Raw genomic sequence first — 18,019 nt, 5'->3', positions numbered from 1 at the left:
TCCCAATAAAAATTTTATTTTTGCGGGCACAAATAAAGAATTATGGCAACGTATAAGAAAAGAGGTTACAAACCAAAAACAAAAGCTGAGAAAGTTGAAGCTATAGAAGAAAACTCAACAACTGCTGAAGTTTTTAATACCTTAGATGAAGGTGCTTCAAAGGCTGAAGACTGGGCTGTTAAGAATCAGAAGAATATTTTTATCCTAGTTGGACTTGCTGCGGCAATAGTTTTAGGATACTTAGGGTACAATAAATTTATTGCTGAACCTAAGGCCAATGAAGCTATGAACGAAATGTTCACTGCTCAAAAATATTTTGAAGAGGCTGTTAACGGTACTGCTAAGGATTCATTATACAATTTAGCGCTTACAGGAGGAGATGGAAAGTACGGAATGCTGGATATCGTTAACGAATATAGTAGCACACCTGCCGGAAATCTTGCAAACTATTATGCAGGTATGTCGTATTTAAATCTTAAAGACTATTCAAATGCAGTAAAGCATTTAAGTGATTTTAAAACGGATGATGCTGTTTTAGGACCAGTGGCAAAAGGGGCTATTGGTGATGCATTTGTTCAGTTAAATCAACAAGAAGATGCTTTAGGATATTACGAAAAGGCAATTGCTGCTTCTACGAATGACTACACAACACCTATGTATTTATTTAAAGCTGCTAATGTTGCTTTAGGATTAGGCCAAGCCGATAAAGCATTAGATTATTTTAAAAGAATAAAAGAAGAATTTTCAAGCTCTGCTGAAGCTACCAATATTGATGTATTTATAGGAAGAGCAGAAGCAAAGAATTAAATTATGGCAACTGCAAACCATAACTTATCAAATTACGATAAAAACACAATCCCAAATGCGAAAAATTTTCGATTTGGGATTGTTGTTTCAGAATGGAATGATACCGTAACTAACGGACTTTATAAAGGTGCTTTAAATGCTTTATTAGATTGTGGAGCACTATCTGAAAATATTATTAAATGGGATGTGCCAGGAAGTTTTGAGTTGATTTATGGTTCAAAAAAAATGATAGAACAAAATGTTGATGTGGTGATTGCTATTGGATGTGTTATTCAAGGCGAAACAAAACACTTCGATTTTGTTTGTGATGGTGTTACTCAAGGCATCAAAGAATTAAACCTTACCACAAATACACCTGTAATTTTTTGTGTGCTTACCGATAATAATATGCAGCAATCTATAGATCGTTCTGGAGGTAAGCACGGTAATAAAGGCACAGAAGCAGCTATAGCTGCTATTAAAATGGCAGATTTAAACTTAAAGTAGTTTGAATTTTATAGTTTTAGTGGACTAAGATGCTTCAGTTGATGTTAACAATTTTTAGGACTTCAACGCTTATTTTTCCTTGTAAATTCTGTACTTTTGGATAATAACATCTATTAAGTTTTGTAGTGAACTTATTTCAGCAACGCAAAAACAAACGCTTCGGTTATGTACCTAGACATCTAAGAGATTCTGAAGGCAATTCTGATGAGAACATCAAGTCGCAATGGGATTCCATTAGAAATAAAGGTAAAAACAAAAGCCATTCAGCAAACAGATTAGTATTATTATTAATTGTTTTAGGAATGATAATTGCGGGTTGGTATGTTTTAACTTACTACGAAATATCATAATTATGGGAATTCTAAACACACGCAAGAACAAAAAATATAGTTACACACCTCGTTATTACAAAGGTGAAGGTAATCCTTTTGAACTTAAGCATAAGTTTGATGAGTATCGTGTTACCGTTGGAAGTGATAAAGGTTTAAAGAATAAACTTAATAACGCTTTAGAGGATTATAAATACAATGATGATAGGTCAGGTGCTAATCGACGTATCTTGATAATTGTTGGTGTTTTAATTTTAGTGTTCTTATTTATTATTGATTTCGACCTTTCTATTTTCTTTTCTGATCGCTAATGGCAGACATAATTCAACTTTTACCAGATCATGTTGCTAATCAAATTGCAGCAGGCGAAGTCGTACAGCGTCCAGCTTCAGTAGTTAAAGAATTGCTTGAAAATGCTATTGATGCAGATTCCAATCTTATTAAACTCATAGTTAAAGATGCTGGGAAAACCTTAATTCAAGTTATCGATAACGGTAAAGGAATGAGTACGACTGATGCTAGATTAAGTTTTGAACGTCATGCAACTTCTAAAATTCGTTCCGCAGAAGATCTATTTAGTTTAAATACAAAAGGATTTCGTGGTGAAGCTCTCGCTAGTATTGCAGCTATTGCTCATGTAGAATTAAAAACGAAACAAGAACAAGAAGAGCTTGGAACTCAAATTGTAATTGAAGGTAGTGAAGTGAAATCTCAAGAGGTTGTTGTAACTCCAAAAGGGACATCAATAGCTGTTAAACACTTGTTTTTTAATATTCCTGCCAGACGAAATTTTTTAAAGTCTAATAACGTAGAGTTACGACATATAATTGATGAATTTCATCGGGTAGCTTTAGCACATCCTGATATCGCATTTATAATGTTTCACAACGGAAGTGAAAGTTTTAATCTACCTAAAGGTAAATACAGACAACGTATTGTTAATATTTTTGGAGGAAAAACCAATGAAAAGCTTGTGCCTGTTGAAGAAGAAACTGAAGTTTTAAAAATCTCTGGTTTTGTTGGAAAGCCTGAGTTTGCTAGAAAAACTAAAAATGAACAATTCTTTTTTGTAAATAATAGGTTTATTAAAAGTGCTTATCTCAATCACGCAATCAATGCCGCGTTTGAAGGTTTGATGAAAGATAACAGTTATCCAAGTTACTTTTTGAATCTTACAGTAGATCCAAAAACAATTGATATCAATATTCATCCTACCAAAACTGAAATTAAATTTGATGACGAACATACCTTATATGCTATTTTGCGTTCATCTGTAAAGCATAGCTTGGGTCAGTTTAATATTGCGCCAGTTTTAGATTTTGATCGTGATAGAAACTTAGATACACCATATGATTTTGAAGGAAAACGAGTGTCTAACCCAACCATAGATGTCGATAGATCATTTAATCCATTTCAAGAAGAGAAATCGTCTAATAAATCTGGTAGTTTTTCAACCTCATATAGGAAAGAACCAACTGCACATTGGGAAAGTTTATATGTAGGATTAGAAAGTAAAGGCACCAAAACAACACAAGAGTTTAGTGAGGTTCAGTTTGAAAGTGAGCCTCAAAATCAATCGCTTTTTAATGAGAAAAGTGCTATCGAATCAAAACATAGAACCTATCAACTGCACAATAAATATATTATAAGTACGATTAAATCAGGTATGCTTATCCTAGATCAGCATCGTGCACACCAACGTGTACTTTATGAAGGTTTATTGAAACATACTACGATTCAAGAGGCTGTAAGTCAGCAGTTGTTATTTCCATTAGCATTGCAGTTTTCGACTTCTGAAATGGAATTATTGGAGCAGTTAAAAGAAGATTTAGAGCACACAGGTTTTGTGTTTTCTAAATTTGCAAATAATTCCCTTGAAATTACAGGAGTTCCTGTAAATGTGCCTGAAAGCGAAGTGTCTATTATTTTAGAACAGCTAATTAGTGATGTAGAACAGGAAGTGCCAGATAGTAATTTTAGTGCTACAGATTTACTTGCAAAGTCATTGTCTAAAAGTTTAGCGATTAAAACAGGTCAGTCTTTAACTAGCACAGAGCAAGAGTATTTACTTAATAGCTTGTTTGCTTGTAAGGAACCTTCAGTTTCACCAACCAATAAAACTACATTTATAACAATGAGTGTAGACGATTTTGATAAAAAATTCATGTAATTAAATTATGATAAGAGGCATCACCGATACTGTAAAACATTTAATTATCATCAATGTAATTATGTTCATTGGAACATTATTTGTTGGTAATGGAAATCTATTTTACGAGTGGTTTGCATTGTATTTTCCAAAGAATGAAATGTTCCAGCCATGGCAAATAATAACGCATATGTTCATGCATGGAGGCGCAAGTCTTCAGAACTTAAGTATTACTCATATTTTGTTCAATATGTTTGCCTTATGGATGTTCGGGTCAGCTGTAGAAGCACAATTGGGAAGTAAAAAATTCTTGTTCATTTATATGTCTGCAGGATTTGGAGCTGTTTTATTTCAATTGGGTTATTACTATTTTAATTATGTCCCATTATATTCAGAATTAATCTCAAGTGGTTTAACAAGTTCAGAAATCATACAAATGTTTACCACTAACGAGGTTATTCAAGGTGTAAATGATAGCCAATTTGCTTTATTAAAGGATGGATTTCCAATTTATAATGCGTCTATGGTTGGCGCATCTGGTTGTATCATGGGCATTTTAGCAGCGTTTGGTATGATGAATCCTGAAGCGAAACTCATGTTAATTTTCTTGCCAATACCAATAAAGGCGAAGTATTTTATTCCAGGAATTATTCTTTTAGATGTCATTTCTGCTGTTACTGGTCAGTCGTTCTTTAGTCCGAGTAATACAGCTTATATGGCTCACGTTGGAGGTGCATTAACTGGATTTATTATCATGTGGTATTGGAAAAAAAATCAGTTTAATAAAAACCGTTGGGATCGATGACCTCGTTAACACACGACATAAAAGATAAACTGAAACATCTCAATGTTTTTGAAAAGATAATTGCCGCAAATATTGTCGTCTTTTTTTTAGGTTGGTTAATTAAAACCGTCCAGAAAATCCCAAGAGAAGACGCTCTAGCTTGGTTAGAATTGCCTAAGGATATTTTCGATTTTATTCTAAAACCATGGTCTATTATCACTTACGGATTTACACATTATGATATTATTCATTTGCTATTTAATTTGGTAATACTATATTTTGTGTCCCGTAGTATGGTCAATTTATTTCCATCCAAGCAATCATTAAATATATACTTTTTAGGCATTTTATCTGGTGGAATATTATATCTATTGGTCTATAATCTTATTCCAGAATCGATGGCTTCGAGAGTCGGACCTTTAGTAGGAGCTTCAGCAGGAGTTAATGCTTTATTGATTTTTTTATGTGCTTATATGCCTAATCGTGAAACTAAATTTTTTGCTATTAGAATTAAATTATGGCATATCGGACTCGCAATTGTGGTTATTGATTTTATTGGTCTTTTTGGAATTAATCAAGGAGGTAAAGTAGCTCATTTTGGTGGTACCATTCTAGGTTATATTTACGCTACGCAATTATTGAAAGGTTCAGATATTGGTGCTGGTTTTGGACGATTTATGGATAGTATCGCTAACCTATTTAAAGCCAAATCTCCATTAAAAACGGTGCATAAAAGTAAAAAGAAACCATTTGCAGGTCATAATAAAGAACAGTTTAATGAGTTTAATAATCAAAAAAAGGTTGACCTCATTCTTGATAAAATAAGTAAGAGTGGTTATGAAAGTTTGACAGCAGAGGAAAAAGCATTTCTATTTAAAGCAGGTAAAAATTAGCTATTTTTAAATGAAAAATCTTAAAGGTTTTGGCAAGTTGATTTTTGTCATCAATTCATTGATGGCTTTTGCCTTGTTATTATCTTATGTTTTGCCATACATGGCTCCTAAGCAGTTTGCTATCCTTTCTGTTTTAAGTTTGGCTGTACCAGCCTTAATCATTATCAATATTTTGTTCCTAATTTACTGGTTACTCAATGTGAAACGCCAACTTTTATTGTCGCTTTTGGTTCTTGTTATTGGTTACAATCATGTGTTTTCTTTGTATAAGTTTTCTTCTTCTAAAAATGTTGACGACAGCCAGAATATTTCAATTATGAATTATAACGTGCGATTGTTTAATGTTTTTGACTGGATTAAAGATACCAATGTAAAGCAAGAAATATCCAGTTTTATTGCTGAAAAAAATCCTGACATTTTATGTATCCAAGAATATAGACCTGATGCTAAAGTTAGTATTGAAGGGTATTATAAATATGAGCACTTGTCTGGAAAGAAGGTTAAAAACGGACAAGCAATTTTCACAAAGTTTCCGATAATAAATTCAGGTTCCATAGAATTCCTAGAAACCTCAAATAATGCCATTTTTGCTGATGTTGTAAAAGGCGTAGATACCATTAGAATCTATAATGTACATCTGCAATCTTTAGGAATTGATCCTACCGTAGAAAAATTGAAGAATGAGAATTCTGAAAATTTATTTAAACGTGTTAGCAATACTTTTAAAATGCAACAGTTCCAGACCGAACTCTTCTTAAAGCATAAAAAGGAATGTTCATACAAAATGATTATTTGTGGCGATTTAAATAACACAGCGTATTCTTATGTCTATAAAGAAATAAAAGGAAATCTAAAAGATGCGTTTAAACAAGCTGGAAATGGGTTCGGACGCACATTTGATTTTAAGTTCTTTCCAGTAAGAATTGATTTTGTACTTGTTGATGAACGGTTTAATGTGAATTCATTTAAAACCTACGACGTTAAATTATCTGATCACTATCCAGTTATGGCTAAAGTGAAACTAGAATTATAATTTTAAGTCATCATCAAGCAATCCACATAGTCTGCTAAGATGTGAATTATACAACCAATACCCAGAATTCTTGTTTTTTTGATAATTGATAACAGTACATAAGCACAAATTGCATAGTAGGAGTGAAGCGGATGAAAATTAATACTACAACGATTCGGGTCAAACATTGGTGTTGCTAAAAGATGATCTGCATCGATTAGCATGGTACAAATCATAATTATGAAAGCCAATTTCCATTGATTTCTAAAAAATAGCAATGCAAAAATTAATGGTAGGAGAAAATGTATTCCGTAATGAACAATCGTTTGTAACATTACAGTTTAAGTTTTTGAGATTCTAAATATGTAATTGAATTTGGTCCTTCGTTAAATAGCAGATCTAAAATGCTTAAGTTTTGGATGAAACCATGCTTTTCATCAAAAACTTGAGCGTAAGATTCGAAGTGTTGTGCAATCTCTTTTCTACTGTTAGCTAAAGGTCTTGCGTCTTGGGTATTAATAGGTTCTTTTTCAAAAACTTGAGTTGTTTCATAATCAAAAGGGACTTGCATGCATTCAAAAATAGCTTCTAAACACTTCAAATTAAAATCCATAATATGAGTCGCTTCTATTTCAAATAAAGGCTTTAAATCATCGATATAAAATTCAAAAAAAGGTGATGCGCTATATGCGGATTCCAAAGATTTTAGATGTAAATCCTGCCAGTTATCAATATTAGAAATGGTAACGTCCTTGTATAATTGACGATTTTTTTGAGTATAATGTACAGGAACGTTGAGGTCTAATCTTCCGTTGGCACCATAAATTGTAGTCCTGTTTCTGTAGGTTTGCTTTTGATAATTATCATTAATTTCGAATACATATCTTTCGGCTTTCATCATCGCTACAAAATTTGCGATACTCGGAAAGTATGTGGGATGTAGTAAGACTTTCATTCGTCTGTTTAGAAATTAATAGTTCAATTAGCTATTCGCTTTCTTGCGTTTTCGCCATGTATTGAAACCAAACCATCCAAATAATAGAACTAAGAACGGTATGAGGTAAGACGTTGCTTTCCCACTTCCGCCAACAGTTGTAAACCAACGTTCCCAGCGTGGACTTTTGCCATTCCAACTCATCCAGATGAATACTGGTTTTCCAACAACATGATCAAATGGCACAAATCCCCAAGCTCTAGCATCAATAGAATTGTCTCTATTATCTCCCATCATCCAGTAATAGTTTTGTTTGAATGTATATGAATTGGCAGGTGCTCCATTAATTAAGATTTGGTTGCCTTTTACAGTTAACGAATTGCCTTCATATTCTGAAATCAATCGTCTGTATAATGGTAATACGTCTAAATTTAAATCAATTGTTGCGCCTTCTTTCGGAATATAAAGTGGTCCGAAATTATCATAATTCCAAGGATATTGTGGGTCTCTCGGAAATAGATTACCATCTTCACCTTTTGGAGTTACACGTCTAGAAATGCTTGCGAAATATGGATTATTCTTAGCTTTAGCAACCGATTCTTCCGTAGCTTGAACAACGATAGTACCTTGTTCTAACTGATAAGGGTTATCGGTTATGTCATAACGTTTCAATGCATCATAAATTTGATCTGCTGTAAAGTTACCCTTCAATACAATGTCGTAAGCAAACTGTAATTTTGCTCTGTCAGGTAGTTCATTTTTCTTACCATTGATGTATACATAACCATCTCTAACTTCTAATGAATCTCCAGCAATTCCTACACAACGCTTAACTAAGTTCGTTTTCTTATCTATCGGTTTATAATAATTCCGATCTGGATTGAAATTATTCATATCTAATAAGGTATCGGCAGGTTGATTGAAAACAACAATATCATTACGTTCAATATCTTCAAAACCTGGCAACCTCAAATATGGTAATTGGAGTTTGTTTTTCCAAGAGCTGCTTCTTTTCTCGATGCGGTCGTCAAATAGATATGATTTTTTATTAATTATAGGAATTGTATCATGTACCATTGGAGCTCCAACTGTGGTCATAGGAATTCTGGCTCCATAATGAAACTTGCTAACAAAAAGAAAATCACCAACGAGTAATGATTTTTCTAATGAAGAACTAGGAATTGTAAATGGTTGAATAAAATAGGTATGCACAATGGTAGCCGCAACTATAGCAAATAAAATAGAACTCGTCCAATCTCCAGAACTTGATTTTGGATTCAAATCTCGATTTTCTACGTAAGAAACATCTGCTACATAGTTGAGATAATAATTATAAAACCCTAAAGTAATTATAGCAAGACATGTGTCTTGATACGTGTTTTTTCCAAAACTTCTTGCAGTTTCAACCCAAACAACAGGAAGCATAATAAGATTTACAATAGGAACGAATAATAAGATGGTCCACCACCAAGGTCTATTGATGATTTTCATTAAAATAACCGAATTATAGACTGGAATAAAGGCTTCCCAAGCTTGTCGTCCAGCTTTAACGTATAGTTTCCATGTTCCAAGTCCGTGAATAACTTGAATTATCAAGATGAAAATTAACCACTGTGTTATCGTCATAATATTATGTTTGCGTTGTTGGTTGAAAAATTTCTTAAAACGTTACCCGTAAATTACATATTAACCTATGTTTAACACATCTTTCATGGTAAAAACACCAATTTTATCATGAATCCATTCCGCTGCAATCACTGCGCCAAGAGCAAAGCCTTCTCTGCTATGTGCTGTATGTTTTATTGAAATGCTATCAACTTCAGATTCATAATTGATTTCATGTGTTCCAGGAACGCTATCAATTCGTTTTGCTAAAATACCAATCTCTTTTGGTTTTGGTGTCTCTAGTGTCCAGTTTTTGTAGTCAGAGTGTTTAATTATAGCTTCAGCTAAGCTAATTGCTGTACCACTTGGAGCATCTAGCTTTTGCGTGTGATGTATTTCTTCAATATTTACATCATATTGTGGTAATCCTTTCATGAGTTCAGCTAAGGTTCTGTTCACTTCAAAAAAGATATTGACACCTAAACTAAAATTAGAAGCGTATAAAAAAGTGCCCTTCTTCTCATTACATAACGAAACGACATCGTGATATTTGTCTAACCATCCTGTTGTTCCAGAAATTACAGGTGTTTGTTGATGCAAACAATTGCTAATGTTTTCAAAAGCTGAAGATGGTAAACTAAAATCTATGGCAACATCAACTTGTTCTAGAGTGTAATTTATTGTATCGCTAGATACTTTTAAAACAATTGTATGCCCTCTTTTTATTGCAATATTTTCAATGGCTTTACCCATTTTTCCGTAGCCCAATATCGCAATGTTCATGGTTTAGAATTTAAAGTTGAGAGTGAGACCTAAATCTGATGAATTCTCCATTCGGTTATACTGAAAATGTGGTTTTATGGCTAGGTTTTGATCTACATTGTACTGCAATAAATGTGCATCGACATTTGCATCTACAATGTTTAGCGCGTATAAACCTATAGTAATCAAAAGGGAAAGCTCTTTGTTTCGTTTGAGCGTCTGTTGAGCGTTTATAAGCCCTTCATCACTAACACCTGGGAATTCACCATCAAATTGACTGTTTCCAGCTAATCGACGTTTAAATTCATCTCTATAGCGATTGTACTCTTTATCATTGGTGACATAAAAATAAACACCTGTACCAATGGCTGCATAAACGATAGGTATTTTCCAGTATTTTTTATTGTAAGCTTGACCTAAACCTGGCAAAACAGCCGAGTAGAAGGCTGCTTTTGAAGGTGCAAGAATATTTATAGGTTTACTTTTAATGGAATCCATAACTACCATTAAGTCTGTGTCAACGTTTAAGCTGTCTCTTTCTTTATTGTTTTGAGCAAATGATTGCAACCCAAAAAGCAATAGAAAACTAATGATATAAATATGCTTATTTGGCACTTTGAACGAGTTTTTTTATGCGATTAAAATCTTCTTCAGAATGAAAGGGGATTGTAATTTGTCCTTTACCATTCTTAGATACTTTAACGTTAATTTTATGTCCAAAGTATTCTGAAAACTCTTTGACACCTTTTTTAATATACTTTGGTAGTTCCTCTTTTTTAGATGGTTTTAAAGGGTCTGTATTATGATGATTTTTAACCAATTGTTCTGTAGCTCTAACAGATAGCTTATCAGTTATTATTTTCTCATAAATATCTAGTTGAATATTTTGATCTTCAATATTGATAATCGCTCGACCATGACCCATAGAAATAAAGCCATCACGCATTCCGGTTTGAATAATCGGATCTAGTTTTAATAGCCTTAAATAGTTTGCGATAGTAGAGCGTTTTTTACCCACTCGCTCACTCATTTGCTCCTGCGTTAATTTAATTTCATCAATTAAACGTTGATAGGAGAGTGCTATTTCAATAGGATCAAGATCTTGTCTTTGGATGTTTTCAACCAAAGCCATTTCTAATGATTCTTGATCGTTTGCAATCCTTATATAGGCAGGAATTGTAGTCAATCCAATTAATTTTGAAGCTCTAAAACGACGTTCTCCCGATACTAATTGAAATTTATTAAATTCTAATTTCCTAACTGTTATTGGCTGAATAACACCAAGTTCTCTAATAGAAGAGGCTAATTCACGCAACGTTTCTTCGTTAAAATTTGTACGAGGCTGAAACGGATTAATTTCAATGGCTTCAATATCAAGTTCTACAATATTACCAATAATAGTATCGGCATTTTTGTCTTTTACAGAATTGATATCGTTTGATGGGTCTTTCAGCAAAGCTGAGAGTCCTCTACCTAACGCTTGTTTTTTTGTTGCCTTCGCCATTATGCGTTCTTATTAATAATTTCTTTAGCTAAACTTAAATAATTTGAAGCGCCTTTGCTGCTTACATCATATTTTATGATGCTTTCGCCATAACTAGGTGCTTCACCTAAACGAACATTTCGTTGTATTATGGTTTCAAAAACCATATCACTAAAATGTTTTTGTACTTCTTCAACCACTTGATTAGATAAACGTAAACGTTGATCAAACATTGTAAGTAACATACCTTCAATATCAAGTTCTTGATTATGTATTTTCTGAACACTTTTGACGGTGTTCAATAGTTTACCAAGACCTTCAAGTGCGAAATATTCACATTGAATGGGAATAATTACTGAGTCTGAGGCAGTTAAAGCGTTTAAAGTTAATAATCCCAAAGAAGGTGCGCAATCAATTAAGATATAATCATAAGAAGTTTTTAAATGTGAGATTGCTTTTTTTAGCATGTATTCACGTTCATCTTTGTCTACTAATTCAATTTCAATAGCCACTAAGTCAATATGCGCTGGAATGATATCAACATTTGGAGAATTGGTTTTAACAATACATTCCTCAGCTGAGGCTGTATGTTCTAGTAATTGATAAGAACCAGTTTCAACGCCATCAACATCAATTCCTAAGCCAGAAGTAGCATTAGCTTGCGGATCAGCATCTATGAGCAATACTTTCTTTTCTAATACTCCCAACGAAGCGGCAAGGTTTACTGACGTTGTAGTTTTTCCTACGCCTCCTTTTTGATTGGCAATTGCAATGATTTTACCCATTAATTGATTTGGTTTTTATGAAGTGTAAAAATACGATTATTTGCGACTTTTGGAAGTGGAAGTTGTTAACAGTTGTTTATAGTTTTATGGGTTTTGAGTATAAAAAAACCACTTCAAAAAATGAAATTTTAAAGTGGTTTAAAAATTATCTTAATTAATTATTTTTCCGGATTATGAATTCCTAAAATATAACCTTTAGTTAAATATTTTTTAGCTACGGTTTGTAAGTCTTCGATAGTTAAACTTCTAACCTCTTTTTCAAACTCGAAAAGTTTTGAAGCATCTTTGTCTTGGTAATCTGCATTTTTCAAAGCACCTAGCCAGAATCTATTTTCTTTCATATCTTCTTTTTGATCGAGAACTTGCGCTTCGATTACTTTGTCTAAATCTTTTTGACTAGGTCCATCGGCAATAAGTTTTTCTACTTCAGCTAAGGTGGCAGATTTTAATTTGTCAACATTTTCTGGTCCACAAGGAAAACTAATATTAAATCTATACCAGCCATAAGGCATTTTACCTATGCTAGCTCTAGCTCCAGCACCATAAACGCCACCTTCTTCTTCTCTTAATTTTTCAATAAGCTTGATGGTTAATACTTCGGCAAGGCTTTTAAATGCATGTGCTTCTTTAGCGTCGTATTTTGTTGGACCATGATAGGTGATTCTAACAGCACTTTTTGGGTCTTCACCTTTTTCAATAATTTTTTCATGCATACCAGTAAGTGGTCTGAAGTCGCTTACTTTATACATTTCATTAGAGTTTGAAGATGGTAAACTTGCTAAATATTTCATACTAAATTCAGCTACTTTTTTCTCGTCTATATTTCCAACAAAGTAGAAGTGAAAATCACCAGCATCTGCAAAGCGTTCATGATACTTTTTATAGGCAAGATCATAATTAGCTTTGTCCATTTTTTCAGGAGTAGGGAAGCCCGTGTATCTTGGATTTTCACCATACATGAATTCTCCCATTTTTACAGAAAAGTAAGTTTGCGGATTTGACATCATATTACCAAGAAAGGACTTTTGTTTCTCAATAAATGAATTAAATGCTTTTTCATCTTTATTAAGAGAGGTGAAGTGAAGATGTATTAATTGAAACAAATCTTCCAAATCTTTTGGTGTTGTACTGCCAGACATGCCTTCACTGTACGTACCAATACTTGGTCGTACTCTAACAATTTTACCAGACATCATTTTAGATAGCTCAGTTTTGTTAAACCCATTAACTCCAGCTTCAGCTAAACCACCATTTGCATTTACAGTAGCAAGATATTCTTCGTCAGTATATAATGAAGTTCCACCAAAACTAAACGAGTCAAATAAGACTTCATCGTTTTTGAAATCAGTAACTTTATAAGTAACCTTAGCGCCATTGCTAAGCGTTAAAGTGGTGGTTCCAAGTGTGTCATCAGTTTTGTAATCTTTAATTGTTCCCATTGTAGGAAGCGTAGTAATTAAAGATTCAGCTACTGCTTTATCTTCATACGGTTCTAGTTTGGAGTTTTTAACATTTTCTAAAAGCGAACGAACTTCTGCTTCAGTAATTTTAGTCATGCCTTCTTTTTCAGGACCAGTAAGTACAATAACTCTGTTGTCATCTTTAATGTAGCTAGATATTAAAGCGTTTATTTCGTCTAAACCAACAGAAGGAAGTTGTTGTTTGTAGAAATTATATTCCCATTCTATTCCAGGCATTGGTTCGTTTTCTAAAAAGTGTCTAACATATTCTCCAACAACTCGATTGGATTCCATTTTATCGCTGTCTTTGAATAGCTTTTCCATACGAGCAACAATATCTTTTTTAGCACGTTCTAATTCACCATTGAAGAAACCATGTTGTCTTACACGTTCATTTTCTTCTAACAATGTTTCTAATGCTTTCATTTGTCCAGATTCACTGCACATTGCAAAAGATTGGTAAGCATTTTTGGTTCTAGCGTATGTGCCACCATAACCGCTTGAGCCAAAAACAAACGGAGGATTTTCACTATTTCTTAATTCATTTAATCGGTTGTTTATCATTTGTGAAAACAAGCCTTCAACAATTGACTTTCTATATTCTCCTAATGTCACATCAGGTTTAGAATTTTCTTTATCCTTAAACATTACTTGGACTTGAGAAAACGATGCTTCCTTGTCTGTTTCTATGGCTACAAACGTTTCTTCATGATTTGGAAGATCAAATACTGGTCTTGATCTAGGGTTTATAGCTGCTGGGATTCTACCAAAATGTTCTTTTATTTTAGCTTCTAGCGTAGCTACATCAACATCACCTACAGCAATTACTGCCATGAGATCTGGTCTGTACCAATCTTTGTAATAACGTTTTATACTTTCATATTTAAAGGTTTCTAAATTTTCTTTTGTACCTATTGGAAGGCGTTCTGCGTATTTAGAGCCATAAAGTACTTTAGGTAAATAATTTTGCATCATACGTTCATTTGCTCCTTTACCTAGTCGGTATTCTTCGAGGACAACACCTCTTTCGTTGTCAATTTCTTCATCTGTTAAAAGTGCATTGTGTGCCCAGTCTTCTATGATTTGAAAACCTTTTTCAAGCTTTTCAGGATCATCGCTAGGAATAGGGAGAATGTATACAGTTTCATCAAAACTAGTGTATGCATTTAAATGTGCTCCAAATTTCACTCCAATTCCTTGTAAATAATCTACTAATTCGTTTTTCTTAAAATTTTTGGTACCATTAAAGTTCATGTGTTCCATAAAATGTGCAAGACCTAATTGGTCTTCATCTTCTAGTATAGAACCAGCATTTACGACAAGTCTAAGTTCAACTTTGTTTTCAGGTTTGCCATTATTTTTAATGTAATAGGTGAGGCCGTTACTTAATTTACCTGTTTTTACGTCAGGATTAAATGGAATTTTTGCTGTCGCATCAAGGGTTTTGGTTTTGTTTAAGACTTCTTGTGCTTGTAAAGTAAATGAGCAGGTGAACATTAATAGCATAAGCATTAATGCTGAACGTGATAGTTTTTGCATAGTTTTTACGAGTTTTTGGATTTAAAATAGTTGTTAACCAAATATAACTAAATAATTAGTTGAAAATTGCGTATTGTACTAATTTTCTTTCTTTAATGGATAAAGGTGGATTGTAAGTGAAGGTATTTGTGCAGTTTAACTAATTTAATCTTTTAAGACTATGACGTAGTACAATATATCTAAGATATTAATTTAGGAGTCATTTTAGTCTATTAAAATCTCCAAAATTTTAATCGCAGCATCACTAATTTTAGTTCCAGGCCCAAAAACTGCCACAGCACCAGCATCAAATAAAAACTGATAATCCTGCTTAGGAATCACGCCTCCAACGATGACCATAATGTCTTCACGACCATAATTTTTAAGCTCATCTATTACTTGAGGTACTAGTGTCTTATGTCCTGCTGCTAAAGAAGATACACCTAAAATATGAACATCATTTTCTACGGCTTGCTTTGCGGCTTCCTTGGGTGTTTGAAATAAAGGGCCAATGTCTACATCAAATCCAACATCTGCATATCCAGTTGCGACAACTTTTGCTCCTCTATCATGGCCATCTTGTCCCATTTTAGCAATCATGATTCTTGGCCTACGACCATCTTGTTCAGCAAATGTATTTGCTAATTCTCTTGCTTTTTGAAAGCTTGAGTCGTCTTTGATTTCTTTGCTGTACACGCCTGAAAATGATTTAATTTGAGCTTTATATCTGCCAAATTCTGCTTCTAAAGCATCACTAATTTCTCCTAGAGTTGCTCTGTTTCGAGCCGCTTCTACTGCTAAAGTTAATAAATTTTCTTGTCCAGTTTTAGCAGCTTCAGTTAATTTTTTGAGTGATATTTCTACAGTTTCAGAATTTCTAGTAGCTTTTATGTGTTCTAAACGTTGTATTTGTCCAAGTCTGACAGTCTGGTTGTCAACTTCTAAAGTTGAGATTGGATCTTCCTCTTTTAAGCGGTATTTGTTGACACCTACAATGATGTCTTGGTTAGAATCAATTCTTGCTTGTTTACGAGCCGCTGCTTCTTCGATTCTTAATTTTGGAATACCGGCTTCAATTGCTTTTGTCATTCCGCCTAATTCTTCGACTTCTTCAATGAGCGACCACGCTTTTTGTGCGATATCGTGCGTTAATTTTTCTACATAATAACTTCCAGCCCACGGGTCAACAGTTTTTGTGATATGCGTTTCTTCCTGTAAAAATATTTGCGTATTTCTCGCGATTCTTGCTGAAAAATCTGTTGGCAAGGCTATGGCCTCATCTAAAGCGTTGGTATGTAAACTTTGAGTACCTCCAAAAGCGGCTGCAGCAGCTTCAATAGTTGTGCGAGCTACATTATTAAATGGGTCTTGTTCAGTCAAACTCCATCCAGAAGTCTGGCAATGTGTTCTTAGTGCTAAAGATTTTTGGTTTTTAGGATTAAATTGGCTTACAATTTTTGCCCATAACATGCGAGCTGCTCGCATTTTCGCAATTTCCATAAAATGATTCATCCCAATTGCCCAAAAGAAGGAAAGGCGAGGCGCAAAGGTGTCAATATCCATTCCGGCTTCAAGTCCTTTTTTGATGTATTCTAGACCGTCAGCTAAAGTGTAAGCTAACTCAATATCGCAAGTAGCTCCAGCTTCCTGCATGTGGTAGCCAGATATGCTGATACTGTTGAATTTCGGCATGTTTTTGCTTGTATATTCAAAAATATCAGAAATGATTTTCATTGATGGTGTAGGAGGATAAATGTATGTGTTCCTAACCATAAACTCTTTAAGAATATCATTTTGAATGGTACCTGCTAGATATTCGGCTTTTACGCCTTGTTCTTCTGCAGCAACAATATAAAATGCCATAATGGGTAAAACCGCTCCATTCATGGTCATAGATACTGACATTTTATCTAATGGAATCTGGTCGAAGAGAATCTTCATGTCTTCAACGCTATCAATTGCTACACCAGCTTTGCCAACATCGCCAACTACGCGTTCATGATCTGAGTCATATCCTCTATGTGTTGCTAAATCGAAAGCTACTGATAATCCTTTTTGACCAGCAGCTAGGTTGCGCCTGTAAAAAGCATTACTATCTTCAGCCGTAGAAAATCCTGCGTACTGTCTAATTGTCCATGGTCTACGAACATACATGGTAGAATAAGGACCTCGTAGGTTAGGAGTGATGCCTGCAACAAAATTTAAATGTTCTAAATGTTCAACATCTGCTTTAGAATAGGTTGATTTAATATTAATATCTTCCGCAGTATGGAAGAGGGTTACAGCGCCATTAGTATTATGTTTTGACTTCTGTTCTAGCTTGATATGTTGAATGTTTTTTCTTTCCATTTAAATAAATTGAATCCTCTAGTCGTGATTGTGTCCAGCATGTGGATCGTTGTCTTCCTTGAGTGTTTCTATAGGCTTAACATGTTTTTTTGATAAATCTACGTCAGCTAATTTTGAGTAATACAATTCAAGTGCTACAAATGTTGTTAGATATTTATCTGAATTAATTCTACCACTTTTGTTAATGAACACATCTTTAAGCATTCTTAAACTCATGCTATTGGTTGATAATAAGGCTTTAAATGTAGCTTTTAGGTCTTTGTCTTGAATGTTCTCTCCAATGCAACTGAATATTTCATGATTATAATTAAGAGTAACGTTGTTGTCTTTTTCTATGTACAAACCTTCAATATTTCTTAGTTCTTTATATATATCTAATGAATGTTGATTGGTAATGTTGTTGTAGTTTGCTGCATTATTTATGCTTGTTTTTAAAAAGTCTCGGAATGCACTATTTAAATTTGGATTTTTAACGTTATGGTTTTCGAATAAATTTTCTTCAAAATTATAGAGTGCCTCGTTAAATAATTCTGAATGATCAATGTCGCAATTAATAGCCACTGGTTTATCTGAAAATTTGAGTGCTATATCTGGCTTTGATTCTTTGCAATTAACAAGAATCAAACATATTACAAGATAAATAAGTTGTGTCTTCATTTTTAT

Annotated in this window: 18 protein-coding genes; 8 read left to right on the top strand and 10 right to left on the bottom strand. The window is 33.7% G+C overall.

Going from position 1 to position 18,019, the window contains the following annotated elements; translation table 11 throughout:
• Positions 1–42: 42 nt before the first annotated feature.
• The 8 genes from VOI25_RS08730 (at position 43) to VOI25_RS08695 (ending at position 6,481) form a co-directional block, all read left to right on the top strand.
• Positions 43–807, top strand: a complete 765-nt coding sequence (locus VOI25_RS08730) for a tetratricopeptide repeat protein (RefSeq protein ID WP_323788677.1) — start codon at positions 43–45, stop codon at positions 805–807.
• 3 nt (positions 808–810) lie between these two features.
• The gene (gene ribH / locus VOI25_RS08725; RefSeq protein ID WP_323788676.1) at positions 811–1,293 is read left to right on the top strand and encodes a 6,7-dimethyl-8-ribityllumazine synthase; all 483 of its coding nucleotides are present in this window, start codon (positions 811–813) and stop codon (positions 1,291–1,293) included.
• 125 nt (positions 1,294–1,418) lie between these two features.
• On the top strand, positions 1,419–1,643 hold the full coding sequence (locus tag VOI25_RS08720) for a hypothetical protein (RefSeq protein WP_323788675.1): 225 nt from the start codon (positions 1,419–1,421) through the stop codon (positions 1,641–1,643).
• A 2-nt stretch (positions 1,644–1,645) separates the two neighbouring features.
• The gene (locus VOI25_RS08715) at positions 1,646–1,933 is read left to right on the top strand and encodes a riboflavin synthase subunit beta (RefSeq protein WP_323788674.1); all 288 of its coding nucleotides are present in this window, start codon (positions 1,646–1,648) and stop codon (positions 1,931–1,933) included.
• Positions 1,933–3,792, top strand: a complete 1,860-nt coding sequence (gene mutL, locus VOI25_RS08710; protein ID WP_323788673.1) for a DNA mismatch repair endonuclease MutL — start codon at positions 1,933–1,935, stop codon at positions 3,790–3,792. Before VOI25_RS08715 ends, mutL begins: the two co-directional genes overlap by 1 nt.
• Positions 3,793–3,799: 7 nt before the next feature.
• Complete coding sequence (locus VOI25_RS08705) at positions 3,800–4,576, top strand: rhomboid family intramembrane serine protease (RefSeq protein WP_323788672.1); 777 nt, start codon at positions 3,800–3,802, stop codon at positions 4,574–4,576.
• Positions 4,573–5,448: a rhomboid family intramembrane serine protease gene (locus tag VOI25_RS08700; RefSeq protein WP_323788671.1), complete on the top strand. Its 876-nt coding sequence runs from the start codon at positions 4,573–4,575 to the stop codon at positions 5,446–5,448. Before VOI25_RS08705 ends, VOI25_RS08700 begins: the two co-directional genes overlap by 4 nt.
• Positions 5,449–5,458: 10 nt before the next feature.
• Entirely contained in the window at positions 5,459–6,481 is a 1,023-nt protein-coding gene (locus tag VOI25_RS08695; protein ID WP_323788670.1) for an endonuclease/exonuclease/phosphatase family protein, read from the top strand.
• 2 nt (positions 6,482–6,483) lie between these two features.
• Here VOI25_RS08695 and VOI25_RS08690 read toward each other — a convergent pair whose 3' ends face one another.
• The 10 genes from VOI25_RS08690 to VOI25_RS08645 form a co-directional block, all read right to left on the bottom strand.
• Positions 6,484–6,795 carry a DUF6122 family protein gene (locus VOI25_RS08690; protein ID WP_323788669.1) on the bottom strand — a complete coding sequence of 104 codons (312 nt, stop codon included), beginning with the start codon at positions 6,793–6,795 and terminating at the stop codon, positions 6,484–6,486.
• Positions 6,795–7,415: a WbqC family protein gene (locus tag VOI25_RS08685; protein WP_323788668.1), complete on the bottom strand. Its 621-nt coding sequence runs from the start codon at positions 7,413–7,415 to the stop codon at positions 6,795–6,797. The genes VOI25_RS08690 and VOI25_RS08685 overlap by 1 nt, the downstream gene beginning before the upstream one ends.
• Before the next feature lie 27 nt (positions 7,416–7,442).
• Entirely contained in the window at positions 7,443–9,020 is a 1,578-nt protein-coding gene (gene lepB / locus VOI25_RS08680; protein WP_323788667.1) for a signal peptidase I, read from the bottom strand.
• 60 nt (positions 9,021–9,080) lie between these two features.
• Positions 9,081–9,782, bottom strand: a complete 702-nt coding sequence (dapB, locus tag VOI25_RS08675; protein WP_323788666.1) for a 4-hydroxy-tetrahydrodipicolinate reductase — start codon at positions 9,780–9,782, stop codon at positions 9,081–9,083.
• Between the two features lie 3 nt (positions 9,783–9,785).
• Entirely contained in the window at positions 9,786–10,376 is a 591-nt protein-coding gene (locus VOI25_RS08670; RefSeq protein WP_323788665.1) for a DUF5683 domain-containing protein, read from the bottom strand.
• Positions 10,366–11,265, bottom strand: a complete 900-nt coding sequence (locus VOI25_RS08665) for a ParB/RepB/Spo0J family partition protein (protein WP_323788664.1) — start codon at positions 11,263–11,265, stop codon at positions 10,366–10,368. The genes VOI25_RS08670 and VOI25_RS08665 overlap by 11 nt, the downstream gene beginning before the upstream one ends.
• A complete protein-coding gene (locus tag VOI25_RS08660) occupies positions 11,265–12,029 on the bottom strand; it encodes an AAA family ATPase (protein WP_323788663.1) in 765 nt (254 codons plus the stop codon). The genes VOI25_RS08665 and VOI25_RS08660 overlap by 1 nt, the downstream gene beginning before the upstream one ends.
• Positions 12,030–12,187: 158 nt before the next feature.
• On the bottom strand, positions 12,188–15,028 hold the full coding sequence (locus VOI25_RS08655; RefSeq protein WP_323788662.1) for an insulinase family protein: 2,841 nt from the start codon (positions 15,026–15,028) through the stop codon (positions 12,188–12,190).
• A 204-nt stretch (positions 15,029–15,232) separates the two neighbouring features.
• Complete coding sequence (gene scpA, locus VOI25_RS08650; protein WP_323788661.1) at positions 15,233–17,356, bottom strand: methylmalonyl-CoA mutase; 2,124 nt, start codon at positions 17,354–17,356, stop codon at positions 15,233–15,235.
• Positions 17,357–17,374: 18 nt separating this feature from the next.
• A complete protein-coding gene (locus tag VOI25_RS08645; protein ID WP_323788660.1) occupies positions 17,375–18,013 on the bottom strand; it encodes a hypothetical protein in 639 nt (212 codons plus the stop codon).
• Positions 18,014–18,019 lie beyond the last annotated feature (6 nt).

This window comes from Psychroserpens sp. (assembly GCF_034670085.1).
Lineage (GTDB): Bacteria > Bacteroidota > Bacteroidia > Flavobacteriales > Flavobacteriaceae > Psychroserpens.
This window is presented reverse-complemented; position numbering and strand designations above follow the sequence as displayed.

Bases quoted from the DNA above. Each gene is read 5' to 3' on its own strand.
- mutL (WP_323788673.1), top strand. From the start codon at position 1,933: ATGGCAGACATAATTCAACTTTTACCAGATCATGTTGCTAATCAAATT.
- VOI25_RS08685 (WP_323788668.1), bottom strand. From the start codon at position 7,415: ATGAAAGTCTTACTACATCCCACATACTTTCCGAGTATCGCAAATTTT.
- VOI25_RS08715 (WP_323788674.1), top strand. From the start codon at position 1,646: ATGGGAATTCTAAACACACGCAAGAACAAAAAATATAGTTACACACCT.
- VOI25_RS08705 (WP_323788672.1), top strand. From the start codon at position 3,800: ATGATAAGAGGCATCACCGATACTGTAAAACATTTAATTATCATCAAT.
- VOI25_RS08655 (WP_323788662.1), bottom strand. From the start codon at position 15,028: ATGCAAAAACTATCACGTTCAGCATTAATGCTTATGCTATTAATGTTC.
- dapB (WP_323788666.1), bottom strand. From the start codon at position 9,782: ATGAACATTGCGATATTGGGCTACGGAAAAATGGGTAAAGCCATTGAA.
- VOI25_RS08660 (WP_323788663.1), bottom strand. From the start codon at position 12,029: ATGGGTAAAATCATTGCAATTGCCAATCAAAAAGGAGGCGTAGGAAAA.
- lepB (WP_323788667.1), bottom strand. From the start codon at position 9,020: ATGACGATAACACAGTGGTTAATTTTCATCTTGATAATTCAAGTTATT.
- VOI25_RS08665 (WP_323788664.1), bottom strand. From the start codon at position 11,265: ATGGCGAAGGCAACAAAAAAACAAGCGTTAGGTAGAGGACTCTCAGCT.
- scpA (WP_323788661.1), bottom strand. From the start codon at position 17,356: ATGGAAAGAAAAAACATTCAACATATCAAGCTAGAACAGAAGTCAAAA.
- VOI25_RS08645 (WP_323788660.1), bottom strand. From the start codon at position 18,013: ATGAAGACACAACTTATTTATCTTGTAATATGTTTGATTCTTGTTAAT.
- VOI25_RS08730 (WP_323788677.1), top strand. From the start codon at position 43: ATGGCAACGTATAAGAAAAGAGGTTACAAACCAAAAACAAAAGCTGAG.
- VOI25_RS08695 (WP_323788670.1), top strand. From the start codon at position 5,459: ATGAAAAATCTTAAAGGTTTTGGCAAGTTGATTTTTGTCATCAATTCA.
- VOI25_RS08700 (WP_323788671.1), top strand. From the start codon at position 4,573: ATGACCTCGTTAACACACGACATAAAAGATAAACTGAAACATCTCAAT.
- VOI25_RS08690 (WP_323788669.1), bottom strand. From the start codon at position 6,795: ATGTTACAAACGATTGTTCATTACGGAATACATTTTCTCCTACCATTA.
- ribH (WP_323788676.1), top strand. From the start codon at position 811: ATGGCAACTGCAAACCATAACTTATCAAATTACGATAAAAACACAATC.